This window comes from Pedobacter sp. AC190 (assembly GCF_979258025.1).
Map to the genome: position 1 here is coordinate 92,303 of NZ_OZ409824.1, position 22,381 is coordinate 114,683.

The following is a 22,381-nucleotide window of genomic DNA, read 5'->3' on the forward strand; positions in this document are numbered from 1 at the left end:
TGCTTCAATGGTTAAGCCTATCAGTTTAGATCTGCTTTGGACGTTAAATATTTGTTTAAAAATGTTTCGCCAATTACATTGGGAGATGGTTTCTTTAGAAAAGCATCTCCCCTTTATTTATAAACCTGATGGAAACGGCAGCCCGAGCTTTTTCTGCGAGGCCATAGTGTACAGCAGGGCTGAAATAACCGAAAAGCACAGAAATTTGCTTTTCAAAAAATGATAAAATTTTAATGGTTAAACAAAAGCCGAAAAACCTGTTATAGCTCTCCCTACAATTAATGTATTGATTTCTTTAGTTCCTTCATATGAGTAAATAGCCTCTGCATCGGCGACGAAACGGGCAACATTATATTCAAGCAAAATTCCGTTTCCGCCCATAACTTCACGGGCTTTACTAACCACATCTCGTGTGCGTAACGAGCAAAATACCTTTGCCAATGAAGCGTGCTCATCTTTTAACAAACCTTGATCTTGAAGCTGTGACAAGCGAAAACATAAGGTTTGCATGGCGGTAAGATTGGACAGCATTTCGACCAAATGATTTTGAATTAACTGAAATGAAGCTATTGGTTTACCAAACTGTTTTCTGGTTCGGGTATAATCTAAAGCGTTTTCGTAAGCCCCACGAGCACAACCAACGGCTTGCCACGCTACACCAGCTCTTGTCATTTGTAAAACTTTGGCCGTATCTTTAAAAGAATTGGCATTTTGCAAACGATCGGGTTCTTCAACTTCACAATTGGTTAAGGTAATTATGCCATTTTGAACAATGCGAAGGGCCATTTTATCCTTCATTTTCTCGACAGCGAAGCCTGGATTATCTTTTTTAACAATAAAGCCTTTAACTTCATTATCAGCTTCATCTCTGGCCCAAATAATTAATATATCGGCAAAGGTTGCGTTACCGATCCACTTTTTCTGGCCATTTAAAATCCATTTATCTCCTTCTCTTTTACAGGTTGTGGTTAAGCCACCAGCCGCAGCAGAGCCAACTTCGGGTTCGGTTAAACCAAAAGCACCAATAATTTTGAATTTCTGCATTAAAGGAAGCCATTGTTGTTTTTGTTCTTCTGATCCACAAAGGTAAATTGAACCCATGGCCAAACCGCTTTGAACGCCAAAAAATGTTGAAATCGAGGTGTCGATTCGGGCCATTTCCATTGCTAAAATGCCTTCCATTAAATTCGATTTACCTGGACAGCCGTAACCTTTGTAGGTTAAACCACAAATGTTAAGTTCGGCAAGTTTTGGTATTATTTCGTGTGGAAATTCAGCTCGGTTCCAATATTCGTTAACAATTGGTTTTACTTCGGCTTCTAAAAAAGCTCTCACTTTTAGTTGTAGTGCACGGTCTTCATCTTTTAAAGCTTCATCGCCTAAATGATAAAAATCACCTTCTATTGGAGGGAGTTCTTTTTTCTTTTTCGAACCACCCATCATTTTCATCATGCCCTGAATTTGCTTATCATCAAGACTCGAAATGGTTTCGACCATTTTTGGAAGATCGACTTTTTTCGACAGAGCCTCGAGCTTATCAAAATCTACATGCTTAAAAAGGTTATACGCGTTTTTGAGTGAAGAGAATATGTTCGCCATTATTATTCGTTTTTAGAATAACAAACGAGTGGCGATTTTGTTAGTTTATCTATTTTGTCGTTGTTACGAACGAAGAATCTACAACCCAATGAAAACAGCAATAATAATCAGCTAAATCGTAAATGTTTGAAAAAAATGACTGAGTATGGGCTAGAGATTCTTCGTTTCTAATAATGACAATAAAGCCTAACTTATTTTAAATCGAATAAATTATTTACTCCCAACAATTTTCTTGAAGTAAAACCTTCGCCAAAGGTTGCGCCAATGCTTTTACCAAATTCCCTGGCTCTGCCAATTACGCTTTCAAAAAATTCTGGCGATGAAATATAAGTCTGCAAACCATCCACATCGGGATTATAAAACTGTGTTTTAAAAGCTTTTATCGATTGAATTTTTGCATCCATATGATCAGAAATATCTACAATGATATCAGGTTTTAAATATCGATCTTGAATATATTGTAACAACAACCTCGGACGATGTGCTTCTTGTTTTTGTCCATTAATTTCTGTTTCAACTTTAGGTAAGCCTGAAAGGAAAACAGCGTCGTAAACTAAGTCTCCAGCTCTTCCGTGATCAGGATGGCGATCTTCTAAAGCATTACTTAAAATAATTTCAGGCTGATATTTCCTTATTGCTTTGATAACTTCTAAACGATGAAATTCATCATTCTGAAAAAACCCATCTCTAAACCTTAAATTTTCTCGGGCATGTAAACCTAAAATTTTAGCAGAATCGGCTGCCTCTTCATCTCTTGTTTCTGCTGTACCTCTGGTTCCTAATTCGCCTCGTGTTAAATCAACTAGCCCAACTTTTTTACCTAATGCAATATGCTTTAAAATGGTTCCTGAACAGCAAAGTTCGGCATCATCAGGATGAACGGCTATAACTAATATATCTAATTTCATTAACTCTATTTATTTTTATTATCCAGCAGGCGCTGAATTTTTTTCTTAACTTTTGAACTCAATGGTTTAGTAAAAGGGAAGAAATAATCTTCCAGTTCGCCCTTTGCGTTAATCAGATATTTATGAAAATTCCATCTTGGCGATGAACTGAGTTTTGAATTCAGTTTTTTATCACTCAAAAATTGATATAGAGGATGCGCATGAGCACCACGCACCATAATTTTATCGAAAACAGGAAATTTTACACCGTGATTTATTTCGCAAAAACTGGCTATATCTTTGCCAGTTAGTGGTTCCTGTTTACCAAAATCGTTAGTAGGAAAACCCAAAATCTCAAAATCGGTATTGTTAATTTCATCTTTTAATTGTTGTAATTCGCCTAGCTGAGGCGTAAAACCACACTCTGATGCGGTATTTACAATTAAAATAACTTTATTTCGGTAGGCTGAAAGCAGTTGATCTTCACCTGTAATCTTCTTCACTTTAAATGAATAGATGTTCGGAATAGTTTCCTTCATTATTAATGCTTATTGATAGAATCCAGAAGAACGGATAATGGCTTCAATATCCCTATCTTCATCGATGCTGTATGTACTTTTTAAATTATGGCCAACTACACGGGCAATAATCTGGTAGGAAAACGCAGCAAAACCTCCTTTAGTTTGTTTCACAATATCATATGTAGTGCGACCAACTTCACGATCAATTAATTTTGTTAATATTTGTCCCTGAGTGATTGTTAAATCTTTAATCTCGCGGTTAAACATATCTTTAATTTCTTTATCGCACTGCTTAACAAGCGCTTTCTGTTCTTTCTTTTCGGGTGCTGTAACCAAATCCCGCTCTAATTGTTCGTATCTGCGCTTGGCAAAAAGTGCATAAGGCATAACCTTTAAAACATTGTAGCGCAAACGATTAAATGCTGCTCTTTCTTCAGGTGTTCTAAAAATTCGGTTTGCGTAAACATACACCTCATTAAGCTGCATCCAAGGTATCATAACTCCATTATCATTCGTAGAAGTAATCCTAATGGTATCGGCTTTACCCAATTTTGGATAAACAGGTGATGTATACTCCTGTGCTTTTAGCGAAACACTAAAAATCATGACAATAAACAGAATGATAAGCTCTTTAAATTTCATAAATTTATACCTAAACAAAGTTAGTTGTTATTTCATATATTAGGAGTTTTATAAAACTAATATAAGTTATTATAAAATAATAAGACGCATTTTTTACGCAAAAAATACAAATGAAAACAGAGTTAGTGATTGATTTAGAGGCAGAGAAACAAGAAATATTAAAACGATACAGGGCTTTGCTCAGAGCCAGTAAATCAACTTTACAAAAGGGAGACAAGAAAGAAATTAGAAAAGCTTTTGATATGGCACTCGAAAGCCATAAAGATATGCGCCGTAAATCTGGCGAACCGTATATTTATCATCCGATAGCAGTAGCCCAAATTGCGGCCGAAGAAATTGGCCTAGGTACCACTTCTATTGTTTGTGCATTATTACACGATGTTGTTGAAGATACAGACATCACATTAGAAGATATTGAACGTGAATTTGGCAAAAAGACAGCTAAAATTATCGATGGTTTAACCAAAATATCTGGCGTTTTTGATACAAATAGCTCTTTACAGGCCGAGAATTTTCGTAAAATGCTGCTTACCCTGGCAGATGATGTTCGGGTAATTCTGATAAAACTGGCAGATAGGTTGCATAATATGCGTACGATGGATTTTATGCCTCGACACAAACAGCTTAAAATTGCCTCAGAAACAATTTATCTGTATGCGCCTCTTGCGCATCGCTTAGGCTTGTATGCAATAAAATCAGAGCTCGAAGATCTTTCTATGAAATATCTTGAGCCTGAAACTTATAAATTTATCGCCAAAAAGTTAAACGAAAAAAAGGCAGAGCGAAACCTTTTTGTTAAAAAATTTGTAGAACCTGTTGATGAAATTGTGCATGAACAAGGGCTAGTTGCCGATATTTATGGACGCCCAAAATCTATCCATTCCATTTGGAATAAAATGAAGAAGAAAAATATTCCTTTCGAAGAGGTGTATGACCTTTTCGCAATTAGGATTATTTTAGATAGCGCTTACGAAAACGAAAAGGCCGATTGCTGGAAAGCCTATTCAATTGTAACCGACTTATATCGCCCAAATCCAGATCGTTTACGCGATTGGGTTTCATCTCCGAAAGGAAATGGCTACGAATCTTTACATACTACAGTAATGGGGCCACGCGGACAATGGGTTGAGGTTCAAATTCGTACGCAGCGAATGAATGAAATTGCCGAAAAAGGTTTTGCTGCGCATTGGAAATATAAAGAATCGAGCAATGATAACGGTTTGGATCAATGGATTCAGAAAGTTAGAGAAATGCTAAATAATCCTGAGGCAAATGCTTTAGACTTTTTAGATGATTTCAAAATGAATCTTTTCTCTGATGAGATTTTCATTTTCACACCAAAAGGTGCTTTAATTCAATTGCCACTTGGTGCAACCGCATTAGATTTTGCTTTCGAAATTCATACAGATGTTGGCGCAACTTGTATTGGCGCTAAAGTAAACCACAAACTCGTTCCAATTTCTTACAAATTACAAAATGGCGATCAGGTTGAAATTATAACGTCGAGCAAACAAACACCAAAAGAAGACTGGTTAAATGTTGTGGTTACGGCAAAAGCCAAATCAAAAATAAAATCATCCTTAAAAGAAGAAAAAAGAAAGATTGCCGAAACTGGAAAGGAAATTTTAGAACGCAAATTAAAATCGCTTAAAATCACCTACAATACCGATAACCTGCAAAAAATCAGTTATTTCTTTAAACTTCCTTCTACGCAAGAATTATTTGTAAATGTAGCTTTAGGTAAAATAGAACTTAAGGATATTAAAGAATATTTATCGAGCGAGAAAGAAGTAGAAACCCGAGGCCCTGAACGACCGGAAAACCTAACGGTTGATGCGGTTAAAACAAAAATGAAAGGCTCGGAAAACGACATTTTATTAATCGGTGAGGATTTACAAAAGATAGATTACACTTTGGCTGCTTGCTGTAATCCTATTCCTGGCGATGATGTTTTTGGTTTCGTTACTGTTAGTGAGGGCATAAAAATCCATAGAACTAACTGCCCTAATGCAGCTCAGCTGATGTCTAATTACGGTTATAGAATTGTTAAAGCTAAATGGAATAAACAGCAAGAACTAACTTTCTTAACAGGTTTACGTATTGTGGGCATTGATGATGTTGGTTTGATTAACAACATTACAAAAGTAATTTCGAACGACTTTAAAGTTAATATGCGTTCGATAACCGTAGATACCAACGAAGGAATTTTTGATGGCTCGATAATGATTTTTGTAAACGATACCGAACACCTGGAAAATTTGATTAAAAATTTATTACAGGTAAAAGGTGTAACAGGCGTTACCAGGTTTGATGCATAAAAGGGTTATAGGTTATAGGTTATAGGTTTGCAAGTCATTTTCAATAAAGGTTTAATCCTAGGTGATTTATTTATTTTTTAATCTGAAAACAACTGATAACCCGCAACCGACTTATTACAACATTTCAACAATCTAACAATTAAACAGTCAAACAATTTACCTACCTTTGAACGGAGTTTAAAAACTATGTCAGAACAGAAAACAAATGAGCTTGTTCGCAAGATTTTTGAAGCTTATTTAGAGAACAAAAATCTTCGCAAAACACCTGAGCGTTTCGCAATATTGGAAGAAATATATTCAAGAAACGATCATTTTGATGTAGAAACACTCTACATCCACATGAAAAACCAAAAATATCGCGTAAGTCGTGCTACGGTTTATAATACATTAGAACTTTTGGTTTCTTGCGATTTGGTTACCAAACATCAGTTTGGTAAAAACATGGCTCAATTCGAAAAATCTTACGGCTATCGTCAACACGATCACGTAATTTGTATCGAATGTGGTAAAGTGGTAGAATTTTGCGATCCGCGAATTCATCAAATCCAAACCATGGTAGGCGACCTTTTAAAATTCGATGTTAAGCACCATTCGTTAAATCTTTATGGCTTTTGCTCTGATTGCAGCATGGCAAATAAAGTAAACGAAAATGCAGCTGCTGCTGCAAAAGTTGAAGCAAATTAAATCAATCCACAAAATAAAACCAGCTTAAATTTTTAATAATGACGCAAGTAGATGTACTTCTCGGCCTGCAATGGGGCGATGAAGGAAAGGGAAAAATCGTTGATGTACTAAGTCCAAAATATGATCTTATTGCCCGTTTTCAAGGCGGCCCAAATGCAGGACATACCTTAGAATTCGATGGCAAAAAATTCGTTTTAAACACTATCCCATCAGGAATTTTCAACGAAAAAACCATGAACCTAATTGGAAATGGTGTAGTTATCGATCCTATCATTTTAAAAAGAGAGCTTGATAATTTAAAAAAAGCAGGTCATGATCCAGTTGCCGAAGGTAAATTGGTTATTGCCCGTAAAGCGCACTTAATTTTACCAACTCACCAATTATTAGATGCGGCCAACGAGGCACGCATGGGTAAAAATAAAATTGGATCAACACTTAAAGGTATTGGCCCAACTTATATGGATAAAACTGGCCGTAACGGTTTACGCGTTGGAGATACCACTTTACCAGACTTTAAAGAGCGCTACGCTAAATTAGTAGAAAAACATACCGAAATCCTTTCTCATTACGAAGGTTTCGAATATGAATTAGCAGAAAAAGAAGCTTCATTTTTCGAAGCAATCGAATTCTTGAAATCAATTCCACATGTAGATAGCGAGCATTTTGTTAATTGCTATTTAAAAGAAGGAAAAGCGGTTCTAGCAGAAGGTGCACAAGGAACTTTATTAGATGTTGATTTCGGTTCATATCCTTTCGTAACATCAAGTAACACCACAACAGCAGGCGCTTGTACAGGTTTAGGTATTGCACCTAACAAAGTTGGCGCAGTTTACGGTATTTTCAAAGCCTATTGTACACGCGTTGGTGGCGGTCCTTTCCCTACTGAATTAGATAACGAAGTTGGTGAAAATTTACGTGCTTTAGGTCATGAATTTGGCGCAACTACAGGTCGTGCTCGCCGTTGTGGCTGGATCGATCTTCCTGCATTAAAATATGCCATCATGCTAAACGGTGTTACCGAATTGATTATGATGAAAGCCGACGTTCTAGATACTTTCGATACCATTTATGCTTGTACACATTACGAATATAACGGCGAAACGATTGATTATATGCCTTACGACATCATTTCAATAGAACCAAAACCAGTACTTAAAGCTATTGATGGCTGGGCTACAGATGTAACTAAAATTACTTCGGTTGATGAAATTCCAGCTAAATTGAATGATTATATTGCATTCTTAGAAAAAGAATTAGAAGTGCCAATCAAATTCCTTTCTGTAGGACCAGATAGAGCACAAACATTAGAGTTACGCTAGTAGGCTCGTCATCTCCAATGAAGCGCAGCGAAATGGAGAGATTTTGTCGCAAGCGAAACTTGAAACCATAATAAAAAGCAATCCATATTTGGGTTGCTTTTTTATTTGGAAAGCACAGCAACTGCTACTATTAACGTTATTCCCGCCAATGCTCCAAGTCCCGATTTCAACCGCATTGAAAATTGAAAGAATCTGCAACGGGAGCTTTCCACTTATGTCGGGTTTAGTTACCTTTGCCGCAGCTTGAAAACCAACCAAAACATTACAGAATTTAAACAAAAGGCATTGCACTGGGCAAATCAGTTTGATGTTTGTTGCTTCTTAGATTCAAATCAGTATAAAGATCCTTATTCAGCATACGATTTTATCATTGCGGCGGATATTCAAAGTGAACTTAAATGTGATTCTGGCAATGCTTTTGCGCAATTAAAAGAATTTCAAACGGTAAATAAACAATGGTTATTTGGTTTCTTTGGCTACGACCTTAAAAATGAGATTGAAGACCTTCAGTCAAATAATAATGACCATTTAAACTTTCCAGAATTATACTTTTTCGTTCCCAAATATTTAATTGCCGTTAAAGAAGATAGAATAGAAGTTTTAATAGGAAACGAATCGATTTTAAATGAAATTCTTGATTATAATCCTGAGCTCAAAACAGAAGCAAATTCTTTAACAATTAATCAAAAGCTTTCTAAAAATCAATACATAGAAAAAGTAGAAGCTTTAAAAAACCACATTATTCGCGGCGATATTTATGAGGTAAATTTTTGTCAGGAATTCTTCAGCGAACATGCCGAAATCAATCCAGTACAAACATTTGAGTTCTTAAACAAGGTTTCACCAACTCCATTTGCAGGTTATTTCAAAGCTTATAATCATTATATTTTATCGGCTACGCCCGAGCGTTTTTTATGTAAGCGTGGTTCAAAATTAATATCTCAACCCATAAAAGGAACAGCAAGAAGAAGTGAAGATTTAGGTGAAGATGAAGAAATTAAAATTCGCCTTAGAAACGACGTTAAAGAGCAGACTGAAAATGTTATGATTGTCGATTTGGTGCGCCATGATCTTACAAAATCAGCAGTTAAAGGCAGCGTAAAAGTAGACGAGCTTTTCGGAATATACACCTTCCCGCAGGTTCATCAAATGATTTCTACAATAAGCTGTACTTTAAATCCTGATGTGCATTTTATAGATGCTATAAAAAATGCTTTTCCTATGGGATCTATGACCGGAGCACCAAAAGTTAAGGCCATGCAATTAATTGAAGAGTACGAAGCAACAAAACGAGGAATCTATTCTGGTTCCTTTGGCAGCATTAATCCCAATGGAGATTTTGATTTTAATGTTGTTATTCGCAGTATCCTCTATAACGCAGACAACAAATACCTATCCTTTCAAGTTGGTGGCGCGATTACCTACCAATGCGATGCCGAAAAAGAGTATGAAGAATGTCTGCTTAAGGCCAGTGCAATTCTTAAGGTTTTAGGAAGCTGAGTTCATTTGGCCTCATTGGTCATTAGTCATTAGTCATTAGTCATTAGTCATTAATCGAAACAAAAGATTTAAGAATCTGTTTCTACAAACCAAAAAAGACATTAAAAAAGGCTGAAAGTTTTACACTTTCAACCTTAAATTTTTAACTTTTAACCTGCAACTATTTTTTATAATACTGTTGTGCTTCAGGTAAATATTTTTGTATTTGCGCTATACGCGTTGCATCACTTGGGTGAGTACTTAAAAATTCTGCTGGTTTTTGTGCACCCGCTGAAGCTGACGACATTCTGTTCCAAAAACTTGTAGCACTTTGAGGATTATAGCCAGCCATTGCCATAAAAATTAATCCTAAACGATCGGCTTCCAATTCTTGATTACGGCTAAATTTCAACATTGCAACCTGCCCACCAACTCCATAACCTGCATTAAAAATAGATTGAACCTTTGGATTTTTAGATAATGCAGCACCTGCTAAAGATCCTAATCCTTGCGCTACCATTTCATTAGACATTCGTTCTGCCGAGTGGCCCGCAATAGCGTGAGCAATCTCATGCCCCATAACGGTCGCTAAACCTGCATCATCTTGGGTTACAGGTAAAATACCTGTATATACTACAATTTTACCACCTGGCATACACCATGCATTTTTTTCGTTGTTTTGGACAACGTTAACTTCCCACTGATAATCTGCAATTAAATTACCATAGTTGTTACTATTCATATATGATTTTACAGCTGTAATTAACCTGCTACCAATAGTTTTAACTTTTAGTGCCTGTGCATTTGTAGCTGGCAATACTGTAGTTTTATTTTCGGTAAGAAAAGTACTGTATGCTTGAAAAGCCATCGGCAAAACCTGGTCATTACTAACCAAATCAAAACGGCTACGCCCAGTTAATGGCACAGTAGAACATGAATTGAATAATAAAACACTGGCAATACCAGCCGTTAAAAATAACTTTTTCATAAAAATTGTAGTTAATGATAATGATTACTTACAGCAACCTCCATACAAACAGGAATTGCATAAATAAGTTTCAAAAAATGTATTTTGTTAATTAATTAGTTTTCTTTTTAAACAAGTACACTTTAGATTCTTTGCCTTTCAGCAACCTTTCGAGATTTTTTTGGTGGGTAACTAGAATCAAAACACAAACCACCATGCCGTAAAGCACTTCTGATTTTATAGATACCTGAAATAGAAATACGATACTCAGCGGAAAAGTAAATCCAGCACATATCGAACTTAGGGAAACATATTTTGTTAAAAGCAATACAACCACAAAAACCAGAACACAAAGCATAGATGCCTGGAAGTGAACTGCCAAAATCATTCCAAAAAGTGTAGCGACACCTTTACCACCCCTAAATCCAGCGAAAATTGGAAATAAATGCCCCAAAACGGCTGTAACTCCTAAGGCAAGTTGGTAATTAACAAATTGTGCGGAATTTTGAGGCCCAGTTACAGACATGCCGATTAGATAGGCAAGATTAGTTGCCGTATAGCCTTTTGCTATATCGATAACCATTACGGCAATACCAGCTTTTTTGCCTAAAACGCGAAAAGTGTTGGTTGCACCAGCATTACCACTTCCGTATTCTCTAACATCAACACCATAAAAAGCCTGTCCTAGCCATACCGCTGTTGGAATAGAACCAAAGAGATAAGCAACTAATAAGGCTGTGAGAGAATAAACCGTAACCATAGCCTACAATGATACAAAAAATAAGCTTTTATTTATATATGAAATCACAGATTAATATGCTTTTAAACTCATATCAAGGCTTTTCACAGAGTGTGTAAGGGCTCCCATAGAAATATAATCTACTCCACAAGCAGCATATTCGCTAACATTTTCTTCCGTAATACCTCCAGATGCTTCTGTAATAAAACGTCCATCAATTAATTGCACAGCAGCTTTCAAATCGGTATAATTGAAATTATCAAGCATAATTCTATCTGCCCCACCCGCTTCAATTACTTCGTTTAATTCCCCAATATTCCTCACTTCAATCTCAATCTGCAATGATTTATTTTTTTCTACCAGATATTTGCGGGCCGCATTGATAGCATTTTCAATACCTCCAGCATAATCAACATGGTTATCCTTTATCAAAATCATATCGTATAAACCTATTCGATGGTTTACACCGCCACCAATCCTCACCGCCCATTTCTCCAAATAACGCAAACCAGGTGTTGTTTTACGAGTATCTAATAATTTGGTTTTGGTATCTTTTAGTAAGGAAACAATTCGATTCGTTTTTGTTGCAATTCCGCTCATGCGTTGCATACAATTTAATACCAGTCGCTCGGCTATCAAAATAGAATGTGTACTTCCTTCTACAGTTAGTGCAATATCTCCAATTTTAACATCAGCTCCATCATGAATTAGTACATCAACTTTTAAATTAGAATCTACTTCTTCAAATATCGCTAAGGCAAGCTCAATTCCTGCCAAAATTCCATCTTCTTTAATAATAAGCTTAGCCTTACCTTTTGTTCCAGCGGGAATAGTTGACAATGAAGTATGATCGCCATCGCCAACATCTTCGGCAAGTGCATTTTTTATAAATTGAGATATAAGTTGTTTATCCAAAATTCGGGTATTAAAGCCCAAAAGTAAGAATTTTTTATCAGAAGGCAATCTTAAAGAAGATGCGGAAATGGTAGGAAATTAAATTTAGATTAATCCTTAGCAGGCTCTATTCTCAACTCAGTAATTAAAAAAGCTGTGTTAAATTTTTTCATGGTAACAGAAACCCGATAAGTTTCTTTTGAGGTACTTAATAAAATTACTCCAAATCTGTAATTCTGGCTATTATTAATTCTATGAAAAATACTTGTTTTTACAGGTTGATGCTTACTAAAAAAATCTTTCAAAATCTGCTCACCCTGTGCTTTAGAGTATACATCTTCCTCATCAATAATAATCAGTTCGATAGTTGGCGCAAAATTTTTAGCTATTTCCTTTGAGTTACTTGACTTAAAATACGAGGATAAATCATCAATAATATCAACCTGAAAGGCCATGGAACGATATATTGGTGTAATTGCTACTAAGAATAAAAATAAGCTCCGGATCATTTCTGTATTTTATAATGAACCCTGTAGCTAAAATTATGCCATTAGCTTATCAAAAAAAGGATTTCTTAATTTGTATAAGCATCAATAAACCTATATTTGCTTTACAAAGAGTGATTAAAACATAACATTTACCAAAATGTTTTAAAACTGCGTATTAATTTTAAAAATCAATTAATGATTGAATACATGTTATTTTAAAAACGATGTATTTAATCATCTCAAAAATAAGAACGAATGAAAAATAAAAAACTTGCACTTATTATTCTCGATGGTTGGGGCTACGGAAAACATGATAATTCTGACGCCGCTTATGCTGCCAATACACCTTTTTTCGATTCATTGATTCAAAAATACCCAAACTCTAAGTTAGAAGCTTCGGGCGAGGCCGTTGGCTTACCAGCTGGCCAAATGGGTAATTCGGAAGTTGGCCACATGAATTTAGGTGCTGGCCGTGTAGTTTACCAGGAACTTGGGCGCATAAATAAATCTATTGCTGATAGAGAATTACATAGTAATCCAGTTTTAGTTAGTGCATTTGATTACGCAAAGAAAAACAATAAAGCCGTTCACTTTATCGGCTTGGTTTCGAATGGTGGTGTTCATGCACATATTGAACATTTAAAAGCATTATGCGATGCTGCCAGTGAAGCCCATGTAGAAAAAACTTTTGTTCACGCTTTTTTAGATGGCCGTGATACCGACCCTAATTCGGGATTAGGTTTTATAACTGATTTACAAAATCACATTCAAAATTCGAATGTTAAATTAGCTTCGATGATTGGCCGTTATTACGCAATGGATAGAGATAACCGTTGGGAACGTGTAAAGCAAGCTTACGATGTAATGGTTAACGCTGTTGGCGAGAAAACGCAAGATGCTTTAGCTGCCATAAAAAAATCTTATGATGAGGGCGTTACGGATGAGTTTATTAAACCAATTGTTCTAACTCAGGAAAATGGCGAAGCTGTTGCTACTATTCAAAATGATGATGTGGTAATATGCTTTAATTTCCGTACTGATAGAGGCCGTGAGATTACAACGGCTTTAACTCAAAAAGATTTCCCAGAACAACAAATGCACAAGCTGCCATTGTACTACGTAACCATGACTACTTACGATGAAAGTTTTGAGAAGGTAAATGTAATTTTTACCAAAGATGATTTATCACATACGATTGGTGAGGTTTTGGCAGGAAACGGAAAAAATCAAATTCGAATTGCCGAAACTGAAAAATACCCTCATGTAACTTTCTTCTTTTCTGGCGGAAGAGAAACAGAATTTGAAAATGAAAAACGTATTTTAATCCCTTCTCCTAAAGTTGCTACTTACGATTTACAACCAGAAATGAGCGCAGCTGGAATTACCGATGCCATTACCAAAGAAATGGAAACTGGATGGGCTGATTTTATTTGTTTAAATTTTGCAAACCCTGATATGGTTGGGCACACAGGTGTTTTCTCTGCCGTAATTAAGGCTGTTGAAACTGCAGATAAATGTGCTGAAATTGTAGTTAACAAAGGTTTAGAGAATGGATATTCATTCATTTTACTGGCCGATCATGGTAACTCAGAATTTATGGTAAACAAAGATGGTTCACCAAATACAGCGCATACCACTAACCTTGTTCCTTGTATTTTAATTGATGATGAATATAAAAGCATCGCTGATGGAAAACTTGGTGATATTGCGCCTACAGTTTTAAAAATTCTAGGTGTAAACATTCCTGAAGAAATGACAGGTAACGTTTTAGTATAATGAATAAAAAATTAATCTTATCTGTATTTGCTTTTGGATTGTTAGGCTGCAACCAGCGTGAAGCATCAAAAGCGAATACGGATTTGCTTTACTTTGATTTAAAAGGATATTTTGTAAAGGAAGCCATCCGTTTAAACAAAATAAATCCGCAGGTAAAAAAGCAAGTTATTGTAAACGGAACTTCAGAAACCAGCGTAATTCATATTACAGACTGGCAAAAAGAGTTTGCAATTTTTATGAATGCAGATATTAACAAAGCATCGTGGAAGGGAAGTTTTAAGGCAGATAACAATTTAGCATTCGAGCATTATACTTCAGCAAATAAAAAGATACCTGTTAAGAATCTTTTGGTTAGCAAAACAGACGGCAAGGTTAAAAAAATTGAAATCATTATTGCCAATAAAAATATCCTGTATCTATCTGGTGATACCTTAATTTATTATCCTGATAGTTTATATCAAATTAAAAAGTATCAAAAAATTAAGTTGCTTAATGCAAAAAGTTATCAAATTACTGGTAAATTTTAAAACAAAAAAGGCTTGAAATTAATTTCAAGCCTTTTTCTTTACAACTGGTTTAACTCATTTTAAACTTGTAATCTGTGCTTTATCATAAGTAATCCAATCAATAATATCTTTTCTAAGTGGCTGTAAAGTTAAAACCTTTTGAAAATCGGCTATAGAATTATTAAATAATGCCACACAAGCTTGTTTTTCAACAGCTTTCTTCGCTTTAAAAGATCTAAAAATTGCATAATCTTTATAAGCCAAACCACGGTTTTGCAGCATTTGAGTATCTTCCTCTCCACTTAATTCGCTTGCTTTAGTAAAATCTTTAATAGCGGCAGTATAAAAATTCTCACGCATGGTACTTAAAGCTTGTTTAGGGTCGTTAGCAACATTTAATCTTGCTTTGCCACGATAATAATAAGCAGAAACTTCTGTCGGTTTTAAAACAATTAAATTGCTGTAAGTTGTTATTGAGTTTTCATAATCACCATTTTGATAATAAGAATAACCCAGCATTTGTAAAACTTTTACATTATTCGGTTCTTTGGCATTGGCTTTTTCTAACTGGACAACGGCTGTTTTATAATCTCCCTTAACCATGGCATCCAAAACTTTTTTATCGTTACTTTGCGCAAAACTGGTACTTGTAGAGAAAATGATTAAACCTAAAACGGTTTGCTTAATGTAGTTCATGTACTGGTAATAAGTTAACAAATCTAAAATTTCATCGCAAATAAATGCATAAAATATTCACGCAATATATTCAATTCTTCGAAAATAAAGTGGTTTAATTTTTTTACATTCACTAAATCAATTAAACAATAGGTTTAACGCTCAAAATCCTGATATATGATATTTGGCGAATAATTTATATTCTCTGCCTTTTTATCATAACATTATACCAATTTTAATATAACATTAAATTAAAACAACTTTGGCACAAGAGTTGAATTTAATATATATAGATTAAAAACACACAGATCATCAACGATAGAACTGCCAGTTTGTCGTTTCAAATAATAATAATGAGTAAAGAAGATATATTTGATTTTAATAGCGCAATGCCAATAATAAACGAGGATACCGAATTTTTCCCTTTAATGTCTCAACAAGACGAAGAAGATATGAATAATGAAGAAACCCCCGAAGTGTTGGCCATTCTACCACTGCGCAATACCGTTTTATTTCCTGGTGTAGTTATTCCAATCACAGTTGGAAGAGATAAATCCATTAAGCTAATTAAAGAAGCTTACAAAGGAAATAAGATTATTGGTGTTGTTTCCCAAAAAGATGTTTCGATTGAAGATCCAACTTTTGATCAATTAAATACCGTTGGTACTGTTGCAAACATTATAAAGCTTTTACAAATGCCTGATGGTAACACTACGGTTATCATTCAAGGTAAACAGCGCTTTAGTTTGTTGGAAGAGGTTCAAAATGAGCCATATATTAAAGCTTCGGTTAAGAAGTTTGAAGAGCAGAAGCATAAAACAGATAAAGAATTTAAAGCCCTGATTGCTTCTATTCGTGAAATGTCTGCTCAAATTATTCAGCTTTCGCCGAACATTCCAAGCGAAGCAAGTATTGCACTTAAAAACATTGAAAGCAATTCATTTCTGATTAATTTTATTTCATCGAACATGAATGCCGAAATGTCTGATAAGCAAAAAATCCTGGAAATGGACAGTTTATTGGAAAGAGCGCAAAAAGTTATGGATCTTTTAATGGTCGAATTGCAGATGTTAGAGTTGAGAAATCAAATCCAATCGAAAGTTCGCACCGACTTAGATAAACAACAGCGTGATTATTTCTTAAATCAGCAGTTAAAAACCATTCAAGAAGAGCTTGGAGGCAGTTCTGCAGATATTGAATTTGACGCACTTCAGGAAAGGGCAAAAAAGAAAAAATGGTCGGCAGAGGTTTTTGCGCATTTCGATAAAGAGCTTGATAAATTAGGGCGTATGAATCCAGCGGCGCCAGATTATTCTGTACAATTGAATTATTTGGAATTGCTTTTAGATTTGCCTTGGAGTGAATTTACAAAAGATAACTTCGACCTTAAAAGGGCACAAAGAATTTTAGATAAAGACCATTTCGGGCTTGAAAAAGTTAAACAACGTATAATTGAATATTTAGCGGTGTTAAAACTTAAACGCAATATGAAGGCGCCAATTTTATGTTTGGTTGGCCCTCCAGGAGTTGGTAAAACATCTTTAGGCAAGTCTATAGCGAAAGCTTTGGGCCGTAAATATGTGCGCATGGCGTTAGGCGGTATTCGCGATGAAGCTGAAATTCGTGGTCACCGTAAAACTTACATAGGCGCTATGCCTGGCCGTATTATTTCTTCAATTAAAAAAGCAGGTGCTGATAACCCTGTTTTTGTATTGGATGAAATTGACAAAGTAGGTACCGATCACCGTGGCGATCCTTCATCAGCTTTGCTTGAAGTTTTAGATCCTGAACAAAATAATGCTTTCTACGATCATTACGTAGAAATGGATTACGACTTATCGAACATTTTGTTTATCGCCACAGCGAATTCATTAAGTACGATACAGCCTGCATTGTTAGATCGTATGGAGATTATCGAGGTAAATGGTTACACAATTGAGGAAAAAATAGAAATTGCTAAAAAATTCTTATTGCCGAAACAAAAAGAAAACCATGGCTTGAAATTGAAAGACATCATTCTTAAACCTGCCTTAATCGAAAAAGTAATTGAAGATTATACCCGCGAAAGTGGTGTACGTGGTTTAGAGAAAAAAGTTGGATCGCTGGTTCGTGGTGTTGCTACAAAAATTGCAATGGAAGAAGAGTATAATGTTACTTTAACCAACGATGATGTAGAAAGAATTCTTGGAGCACCAATTTATGATAAGGATTTATATGAAGGTAATGAAGTTGCTGGTGTGGTTACAGGTTTAGCCTGGACTAGCGTAGGTGGCGATATTTTGTTCATTGAGTCTAGTTTAAGTCCGGGTAAAGGTAAATTAACCTTAACTGGTAATCTTGGCGATGTAATGAAGGAATCGGCAGTTATTGCGTTAGCTTATTTACGTGCACATGCAAACGAATTTGGTATTGATTATACTTTGTTTGATAACTGGGATGTTCACGTTCACGTACCTGCGGGTGCAACACCAAAAGATGGCCCTTCGGCCGGTATAACCATGCTTACCGCTCTAACTTCAGCGTTTACGCAACGTAAAGTAAAACAACATTTAGCTATGACTGGCGAGATTACCTTACGAGGAAAGGTTTTACCTGTTGGCGGAATTAAAGAAAAAATATTAGCCGCAAAAAGAGCAAATATTAAAGAAATAATTCTTTGCAAAAGCAACCGTAAGGATATTTTAGAAATTAAAGAAAGTTATATCAAAGATTTAAAATTCCACTACGTTTCTGAAATGAGTGAAGTAATTGATTTGGCATTATTAAAAAATAAGGTTAAAAAACCATTGGATTTAAGTATAAAACCTGCCCCAATTGTTAACTAATTTGTAATATTAAAATTTAATTTAATCCTTCGATTAATTAATTCATTTACAATAGATACTTTTATAGCCTGAGGTAATTCCTCGGGCTTTTTTATGAAATCGATTTTAGCTTCCCTTTTATTATTGTTTATTATTGATGCTGCTAAGGCTCAGAATTTTAAAAACGAATTTGGCTTCAAAACGGAAAATGATGCTTATCTGGCTACATTAAACGATAGATATTATACAAATGGTTTATTTATTTATTACCGCAGAGCGATAAATCCTGAAAAATTTGGAGAGCATATCGAGAAGAAAACTTACGAAATTTCTGTTGGGCAAAAGATTTACACGCCATATTGGGGAATGGTTGCTAAACGAGAAGACCAGGACAGGCCTTTTGCTGGCTATTTGTATGCTGGAGCCGCCTACTCTGTTTTCTATAAAAAAGAGAGCGTTTTAAAAACCAGTATCGAATTAGGAACAGTTGGCCCGAATTCGTTAGCGCAAGATGCTCAAGAGTTTTTACACAAAACTGTTGGCTTTTACACACCAGCTGGCTGGGATTATCAAATAAAAAACGAAGTAACAATTAATCTTTCTACAAGTTATAGTAAATTAATACATCGCTCAAGCGATAATGCGGTCGATTTTAGTGGACAAGGCTATGCAAATTTAGGAACAACTTTTAATGGCTTGGGTGCATCGGTTTTATTTAGGGCTGGAAAATTAAACCAACTATTTAATAGCGCCTATCACAACGCCGTTATCGGAGATTCAAAAACAAAAAAAATAAATAATTTCGAATTTTTCTTTTACGCAAAGCCCCAGTTAAATGTTGTTGCGTATGATGCCACCATTCAGGGAAGTCTATTCAATAATGATAGTCCAGTAACATTTGGCGTTAAACCAATAGTGTTCGAGCAGCAATTTGGTGTAAATTATAGTTCGAATAGATTTACTGCTGATTTTAACGTGATATTTAAAACTAAAGAAGTTAAAAGCGTTGCTAAAGCGCAAAACTATGGAGGATTAAGTTTGTACTACAGATTTGGGCAATAATTTTAGTCTAAATTGGGCTTCCTTCTACGTTCCTTTTTAAATGCGTTAACGGTTTTGTTTTTTAACCTTTTTTCGATAATCGATTTTGGTATTTTAGTTGGTTTTCTTTTTTTCTGAATTAAGAGTGATTTTTTAATAAGTTCGACTAATTTAACCACTGTTTTTTCTTTATTTAAAAGCTGACTTCTATCTTCCTGAGAAACAATATGAAGCAATCCTTCCGTATCTAATCGATTTTCTAATCTTAATTTTAAAAGTTCCTTTTCATCTTCATTAAAAAAATAAGCTTCGTTAATATTAAAAATAAGCTCTACTTTACTCGAAACCTTATTTACGTTCTGGCCGCCCTTCCCTCCGCTTCTAGAAGTTTTAAAGGTTACATATTTTAAAATCTGCTCTCTATCAGGTACCATTACTATACAATTTCGTTTTATTTAAGCATCAAATATATCCCTAAAAAAAATAACAAAAAATGTTAAATTTGATATTTATAATTTTGATGATTTTGTTTATTCATCCAGAAATTTTAACTTCAAAAAATCAATCTAAATAAGCTTCAAGCTAAAAACGTCCCAATGACACTAAATAACTTCGGTAAAAAACTTCTACGTTTTTTAAAAACTCTACTATTTTCGATTATCATTTTTGTTTTCCTATTCTTATTAATCTGGACTTATTGTTACTCATTACACATATTTTATGGGCTGGCATTAATCTTAATTTTTGCTATTATCTCATTTTTTCGAAAACAAAACCGACGATTTATCACCATAACCTTATGCGCAGGTTTTTTACTTTTTATCCTTTCTACCCCTTATAATCTTAGGCAATACAACCAACATGCAGAGGCTTTTCAAGAGCAAATTAATGCTGGCTTTCATTTAAGCTTTAAAGAAAAGGCAGCGATTTATGGTACCTTGTTAATTATAACTGTAGGAGATATTATTCCTTTTCCAGAAGCAAGTATTCAAAATTTTTATCTTTTATTTCCTAAAGAAAGTAAAACAAGAATTTTTTATGATAATGATTATTTAAGAGCACCAGATATTCAGGCTGTAATTAACAGGAAGGGTAAACATGAGGTTGCCTGGAACAAATGGAGTGAACGTTTTAACGGTAACTTCAGGTTTGCTGCAGCTTTTGATCCATGTACTTTAGAGATCACAGATGAAGGCGATCAAAAAAAGGCAACACTAATAACCTACTTTAGCTACCGCAAAAACTATACAACTCATAATGCAAATCACCTGCTTAATGGCTTATTTGCTTTTAGAATTGATGAAGGATTATTCTGGTATTTACAACATGAAGGATGGTTACATCCTTACAATGCAGTCTGGATAGCTAAATTTGATAAATAAACATCGTTTAAAGCGCTAAAAAGTTCAGCGTTATCCTTCTATTTTTTACCTTTGCAGCACGATGAAAAAAAATTTAGTAATAGCTATAGATGGCTATTCATCTTGCGGAAAAAGTACACTGGCAAAAGCATTAGCTAAGCAATTAGGTTTTATATATATAGATAGTGGGGCCATGTACCGTGCTGTAACCTTATATTTTTTAAGAAACCATATTGATATTACTGATGATTTAAAAGTAGCCGATGCCTTAAAGCATATCGAATTAAATTTTCATGCACGAGATTACGAATCGCATATTACATTAAACGGCGAAGAGGTTTCTGATGAAATTAGGTTGATGCCTGTTTCTGAAAACGTAAGTGAGGTTTCTGCCCATAAAATTGTTCGCCACGAAATGGTTAAACAACAACAACGGATGGGAAAATCAAAAAACATTGTTATGGATGGCCGAGATATTGGAACAACAGTTTTTCCTGATGCACCATTGAAATTATTTATGACTGCCGACCCAAAAATTAGAGCAGAGCGAAGATTTAAAGAATTAGAAAGTAAAGGTAATAATGAAACAACTTTAGAAGAAGTTTTCGAAAATCTAGCACATAGAGATTATGCCGATACAACCAGAAAAGAAAGTCCTTTAGTGCGGGCTGATGATGCTATAATTTTAGATAACACCAACTTAACACAAGAAGAACAACTTGCATTTGCTTTAGAAAAGGTACAACCATTTCTAAACAATTAATTTAAAGGGTTAAATTTAATTTCATATTTTTAGCAGCTAACCAAGTTTGCTAATATGAAACATAAAATTTTCTTTATTCTTACCTTAGTAACAATCTCTATTTCTTTCCAGGCAAATGCCCAAAAAGGCTGGATAAATCTTTTCAATGGTAAAGATTTAAAAGATTGGAAAGTTAAAATCTCTAAACACGATTTTAACGATAATTACGCAAATACTTTTCGAGTAGAAAATGGTTTAATGAAAGTAAGCTATGATGGTTATCAAGATTTCGACAAACAATACGGCCATATTTTCTATAAAAAGCCATTTTCTGCTTATTTATTAAAAGTTACCTATCGTTTTATCGGCGAACAGGCAAAAGGCGGCGAAGGATGGGCTTGGAGAAATAGCGGCGCCATGCTGCATGGTCAAGCTCCAGAAACTATGCTTCGCGATCAAGATTTTCCTATATCTATTGAAGGACAAATTTTGGGGGGCGATGGCGAACACGATCGACATACCAGTAATGTATGTACCCCTGGAACAAACATCGTTTTCGAAGGCAAACTATTTACCCAACACTGTTTAGATTCAAAATCTAAAACTTACGCTGGCGACCAATGGGTTACTGCCGAATTTTTGGTTTTAGGCGATTCTGTTGTTAAACATATTATAGAAGGCGAAGTTGTTTTAGAATACACTAAACCACAAATTGGAGGAGGAAGTGTTAACAACTATGACCCAAAAGTTAAAGTTGATGGTAAACCACTAACATCGGGCTATATTTCGTTGCAGAGCGAAAGCCACCCAATAGAATTTAAAACGGTTAAGCTTTTTAATTTAGAAGCTTACATGAAGGATAAAACTAAACTAAATAAAGTATTAGATAAAATACTTAAAGAATAATTCCCCATTCATTTTCAGCATCCCTAAAACTAA

General features: G+C 34.9%; 21 protein-coding genes. 11 read left to right on the forward strand and 10 right to left on the reverse strand.

The window, feature by feature from the left end; all coding sequences use genetic code 11:
• Positions 1-237: 237 nt before the first annotated feature.
• The 4 genes from ACZZZI_RS00495 to ACZZZI_RS00510 form a co-directional block, all read right to left on the reverse strand.
• On the reverse strand, positions 238-1,599 hold the full coding sequence (locus ACZZZI_RS00495; RefSeq protein WP_463488301.1) for an acyl-CoA dehydrogenase family protein: 1,362 nt from the start codon (positions 1,597-1,599) through the stop codon (positions 238-240).
• A gap of 191 nt (positions 1,600-1,790) precedes the next feature.
• Positions 1,791-2,507, reverse strand: coding sequence for a bacillithiol biosynthesis deacetylase BshB1 (bshB1, locus tag ACZZZI_RS00500; RefSeq protein WP_463488302.1), 717 nt, complete (start codon positions 2,505-2,507; stop codon positions 1,791-1,793).
• A gap of 5 nt (positions 2,508-2,512) precedes the next feature.
• Positions 2,513-3,025, reverse strand: a complete 513-nt coding sequence (locus tag ACZZZI_RS00505) for a glutathione peroxidase (RefSeq protein ID WP_463488303.1) — start codon at positions 3,023-3,025, stop codon at positions 2,513-2,515.
• A gap of 9 nt (positions 3,026-3,034) precedes the next feature.
• Complete coding sequence (locus ACZZZI_RS00510) at positions 3,035-3,649, reverse strand: DUF4294 domain-containing protein (RefSeq protein ID WP_316763925.1); 615 nt, start codon at positions 3,647-3,649, stop codon at positions 3,035-3,037.
• Between the two features lie 110 nt (positions 3,650-3,759).
• Between ACZZZI_RS00510 and ACZZZI_RS00515 the strand changes: the two genes are divergently transcribed.
• The 4 genes from ACZZZI_RS00515 to ACZZZI_RS00530 all read left to right on the forward strand — a co-directional run bounded on the left by ACZZZI_RS00515 (position 3,760) and on the right by ACZZZI_RS00530 (position 9,470).
• Complete coding sequence (locus ACZZZI_RS00515; RefSeq protein ID WP_316763926.1) at positions 3,760-5,967, forward strand: RelA/SpoT family protein; 2,208 nt, start codon at positions 3,760-3,762, stop codon at positions 5,965-5,967.
• 186 nt (positions 5,968-6,153) lie between these two features.
• The gene (locus tag ACZZZI_RS00520) at positions 6,154-6,651 is read left to right on the forward strand and encodes a Fur family transcriptional regulator (protein WP_316763928.1); all 498 of its coding nucleotides are present in this window, start codon (positions 6,154-6,156) and stop codon (positions 6,649-6,651) included.
• Positions 6,652-6,689: 38 nt separating this feature from the next.
• Positions 6,690-7,970, forward strand: a complete 1,281-nt coding sequence (locus tag ACZZZI_RS00525) for an adenylosuccinate synthase (protein ID WP_463488304.1) — start codon at positions 6,690-6,692, stop codon at positions 7,968-7,970.
• A 243-nt stretch (positions 7,971-8,213) separates the two neighbouring features.
• Positions 8,214-9,470: an anthranilate synthase component I family protein gene (locus ACZZZI_RS00530; RefSeq protein WP_463488305.1), complete on the forward strand. Its 1,257-nt coding sequence runs from the start codon at positions 8,214-8,216 to the stop codon at positions 9,468-9,470.
• 160 nt (positions 9,471-9,630) lie between these two features.
• Here ACZZZI_RS00530 and ACZZZI_RS00535 read toward each other — a convergent pair whose 3' ends face one another.
• From ACZZZI_RS00535 to ACZZZI_RS00550, 4 genes are all read right to left on the reverse strand, one after another.
• The gene (locus ACZZZI_RS00535; protein ID WP_316763935.1) at positions 9,631-10,437 is read right to left on the reverse strand and encodes a M48 family metallopeptidase; all 807 of its coding nucleotides are present in this window, start codon (positions 10,435-10,437) and stop codon (positions 9,631-9,633) included.
• 91 nt (positions 10,438-10,528) lie between these two features.
• The gene (gene plsY, locus ACZZZI_RS00540) at positions 10,529-11,176 is read right to left on the reverse strand and encodes a glycerol-3-phosphate 1-O-acyltransferase PlsY (RefSeq protein ID WP_344766117.1); all 648 of its coding nucleotides are present in this window, start codon (positions 11,174-11,176) and stop codon (positions 10,529-10,531) included.
• 51 nt (positions 11,177-11,227) lie between these two features.
• Positions 11,228-12,070, reverse strand: a complete 843-nt coding sequence (gene nadC, locus ACZZZI_RS00545) for a carboxylating nicotinate-nucleotide diphosphorylase (protein ID WP_316763940.1) — start codon at positions 12,068-12,070, stop codon at positions 11,228-11,230.
• 89 nt (positions 12,071-12,159) lie between these two features.
• Entirely contained in the window at positions 12,160-12,504 is a 345-nt protein-coding gene (locus ACZZZI_RS00550; RefSeq protein WP_344766116.1) for a DUF4783 domain-containing protein, read from the reverse strand.
• Positions 12,505-12,792: 288 nt separating this feature from the next.
• On the opposite strand from ACZZZI_RS00550, the gene gpmI reads away from it, so the two are divergent.
• A complete protein-coding gene (gene gpmI, locus ACZZZI_RS00555; protein WP_424058098.1) occupies positions 12,793-14,313 on the forward strand; it encodes a 2,3-bisphosphoglycerate-independent phosphoglycerate mutase in 1,521 nt (506 codons plus the stop codon).
• Positions 14,313-14,840 carry a hypothetical protein gene (locus ACZZZI_RS00560; RefSeq protein WP_463488306.1) on the forward strand — a complete coding sequence of 176 codons (528 nt, stop codon included), beginning with the start codon at positions 14,313-14,315 and terminating at the stop codon, positions 14,838-14,840. Before gpmI ends, ACZZZI_RS00560 begins: the two co-directional genes overlap by 1 nt.
• Positions 14,841-14,894: 54 nt before the next feature.
• On the opposite strand, the gene ACZZZI_RS00565 is transcribed toward ACZZZI_RS00560, so the two are convergent.
• Positions 14,895-15,515, reverse strand: a complete 621-nt coding sequence (locus ACZZZI_RS00565) for a tetratricopeptide repeat protein (RefSeq protein WP_316763951.1) — start codon at positions 15,513-15,515, stop codon at positions 14,895-14,897.
• A 332-nt stretch (positions 15,516-15,847) separates the two neighbouring features.
• Between ACZZZI_RS00565 and lon the strand changes: the two genes are divergently transcribed.
• Together lon and ACZZZI_RS00575 are read left to right on the forward strand one after the other, a co-directional pair.
• On the forward strand, positions 15,848-18,319 hold the full coding sequence (gene lon, locus ACZZZI_RS00570) for an endopeptidase La (RefSeq protein ID WP_316763954.1): 2,472 nt from the start codon (positions 15,848-15,850) through the stop codon (positions 18,317-18,319).
• A 93-nt stretch (positions 18,320-18,412) separates the two neighbouring features.
• Positions 18,413-19,360, forward strand: a complete 948-nt coding sequence (locus tag ACZZZI_RS00575; protein WP_463488307.1) for a lipid A deacylase LpxR family protein — start codon at positions 18,413-18,415, stop codon at positions 19,358-19,360.
• 2 nt (positions 19,361-19,362) lie between these two features.
• Here the strand turns inward: ACZZZI_RS00575 and arfB are convergent, their stop codons facing one another.
• On the reverse strand, positions 19,363-19,773 hold the full coding sequence (gene arfB / locus ACZZZI_RS00580) for an alternative ribosome rescue aminoacyl-tRNA hydrolase ArfB (RefSeq protein ID WP_344766112.1): 411 nt from the start codon (positions 19,771-19,773) through the stop codon (positions 19,363-19,365).
• A 162-nt stretch (positions 19,774-19,935) separates the two neighbouring features.
• Between arfB and ACZZZI_RS00585 the strand changes: the two genes are divergently transcribed.
• From ACZZZI_RS00585 to ACZZZI_RS00595, 3 genes are all read left to right on the forward strand, one after another.
• A complete protein-coding gene (locus ACZZZI_RS00585) occupies positions 19,936-20,721 on the forward strand; it encodes a hypothetical protein (protein WP_316763963.1) in 786 nt (261 codons plus the stop codon).
• 61 nt (positions 20,722-20,782) lie between these two features.
• Positions 20,783-21,463 (forward strand): (d)CMP kinase, encoded by a 681-nt coding sequence (gene cmk, locus ACZZZI_RS00590; RefSeq protein WP_316763966.1) that lies wholly within the window; start codon positions 20,783-20,785, stop codon positions 21,461-21,463.
• 54 nt (positions 21,464-21,517) lie between these two features.
• A complete protein-coding gene (locus tag ACZZZI_RS00595; protein ID WP_463488308.1) occupies positions 21,518-22,348 on the forward strand; it encodes a 3-keto-disaccharide hydrolase in 831 nt (276 codons plus the stop codon).
• Positions 22,349-22,381: the final 33 nt, after the last annotated feature.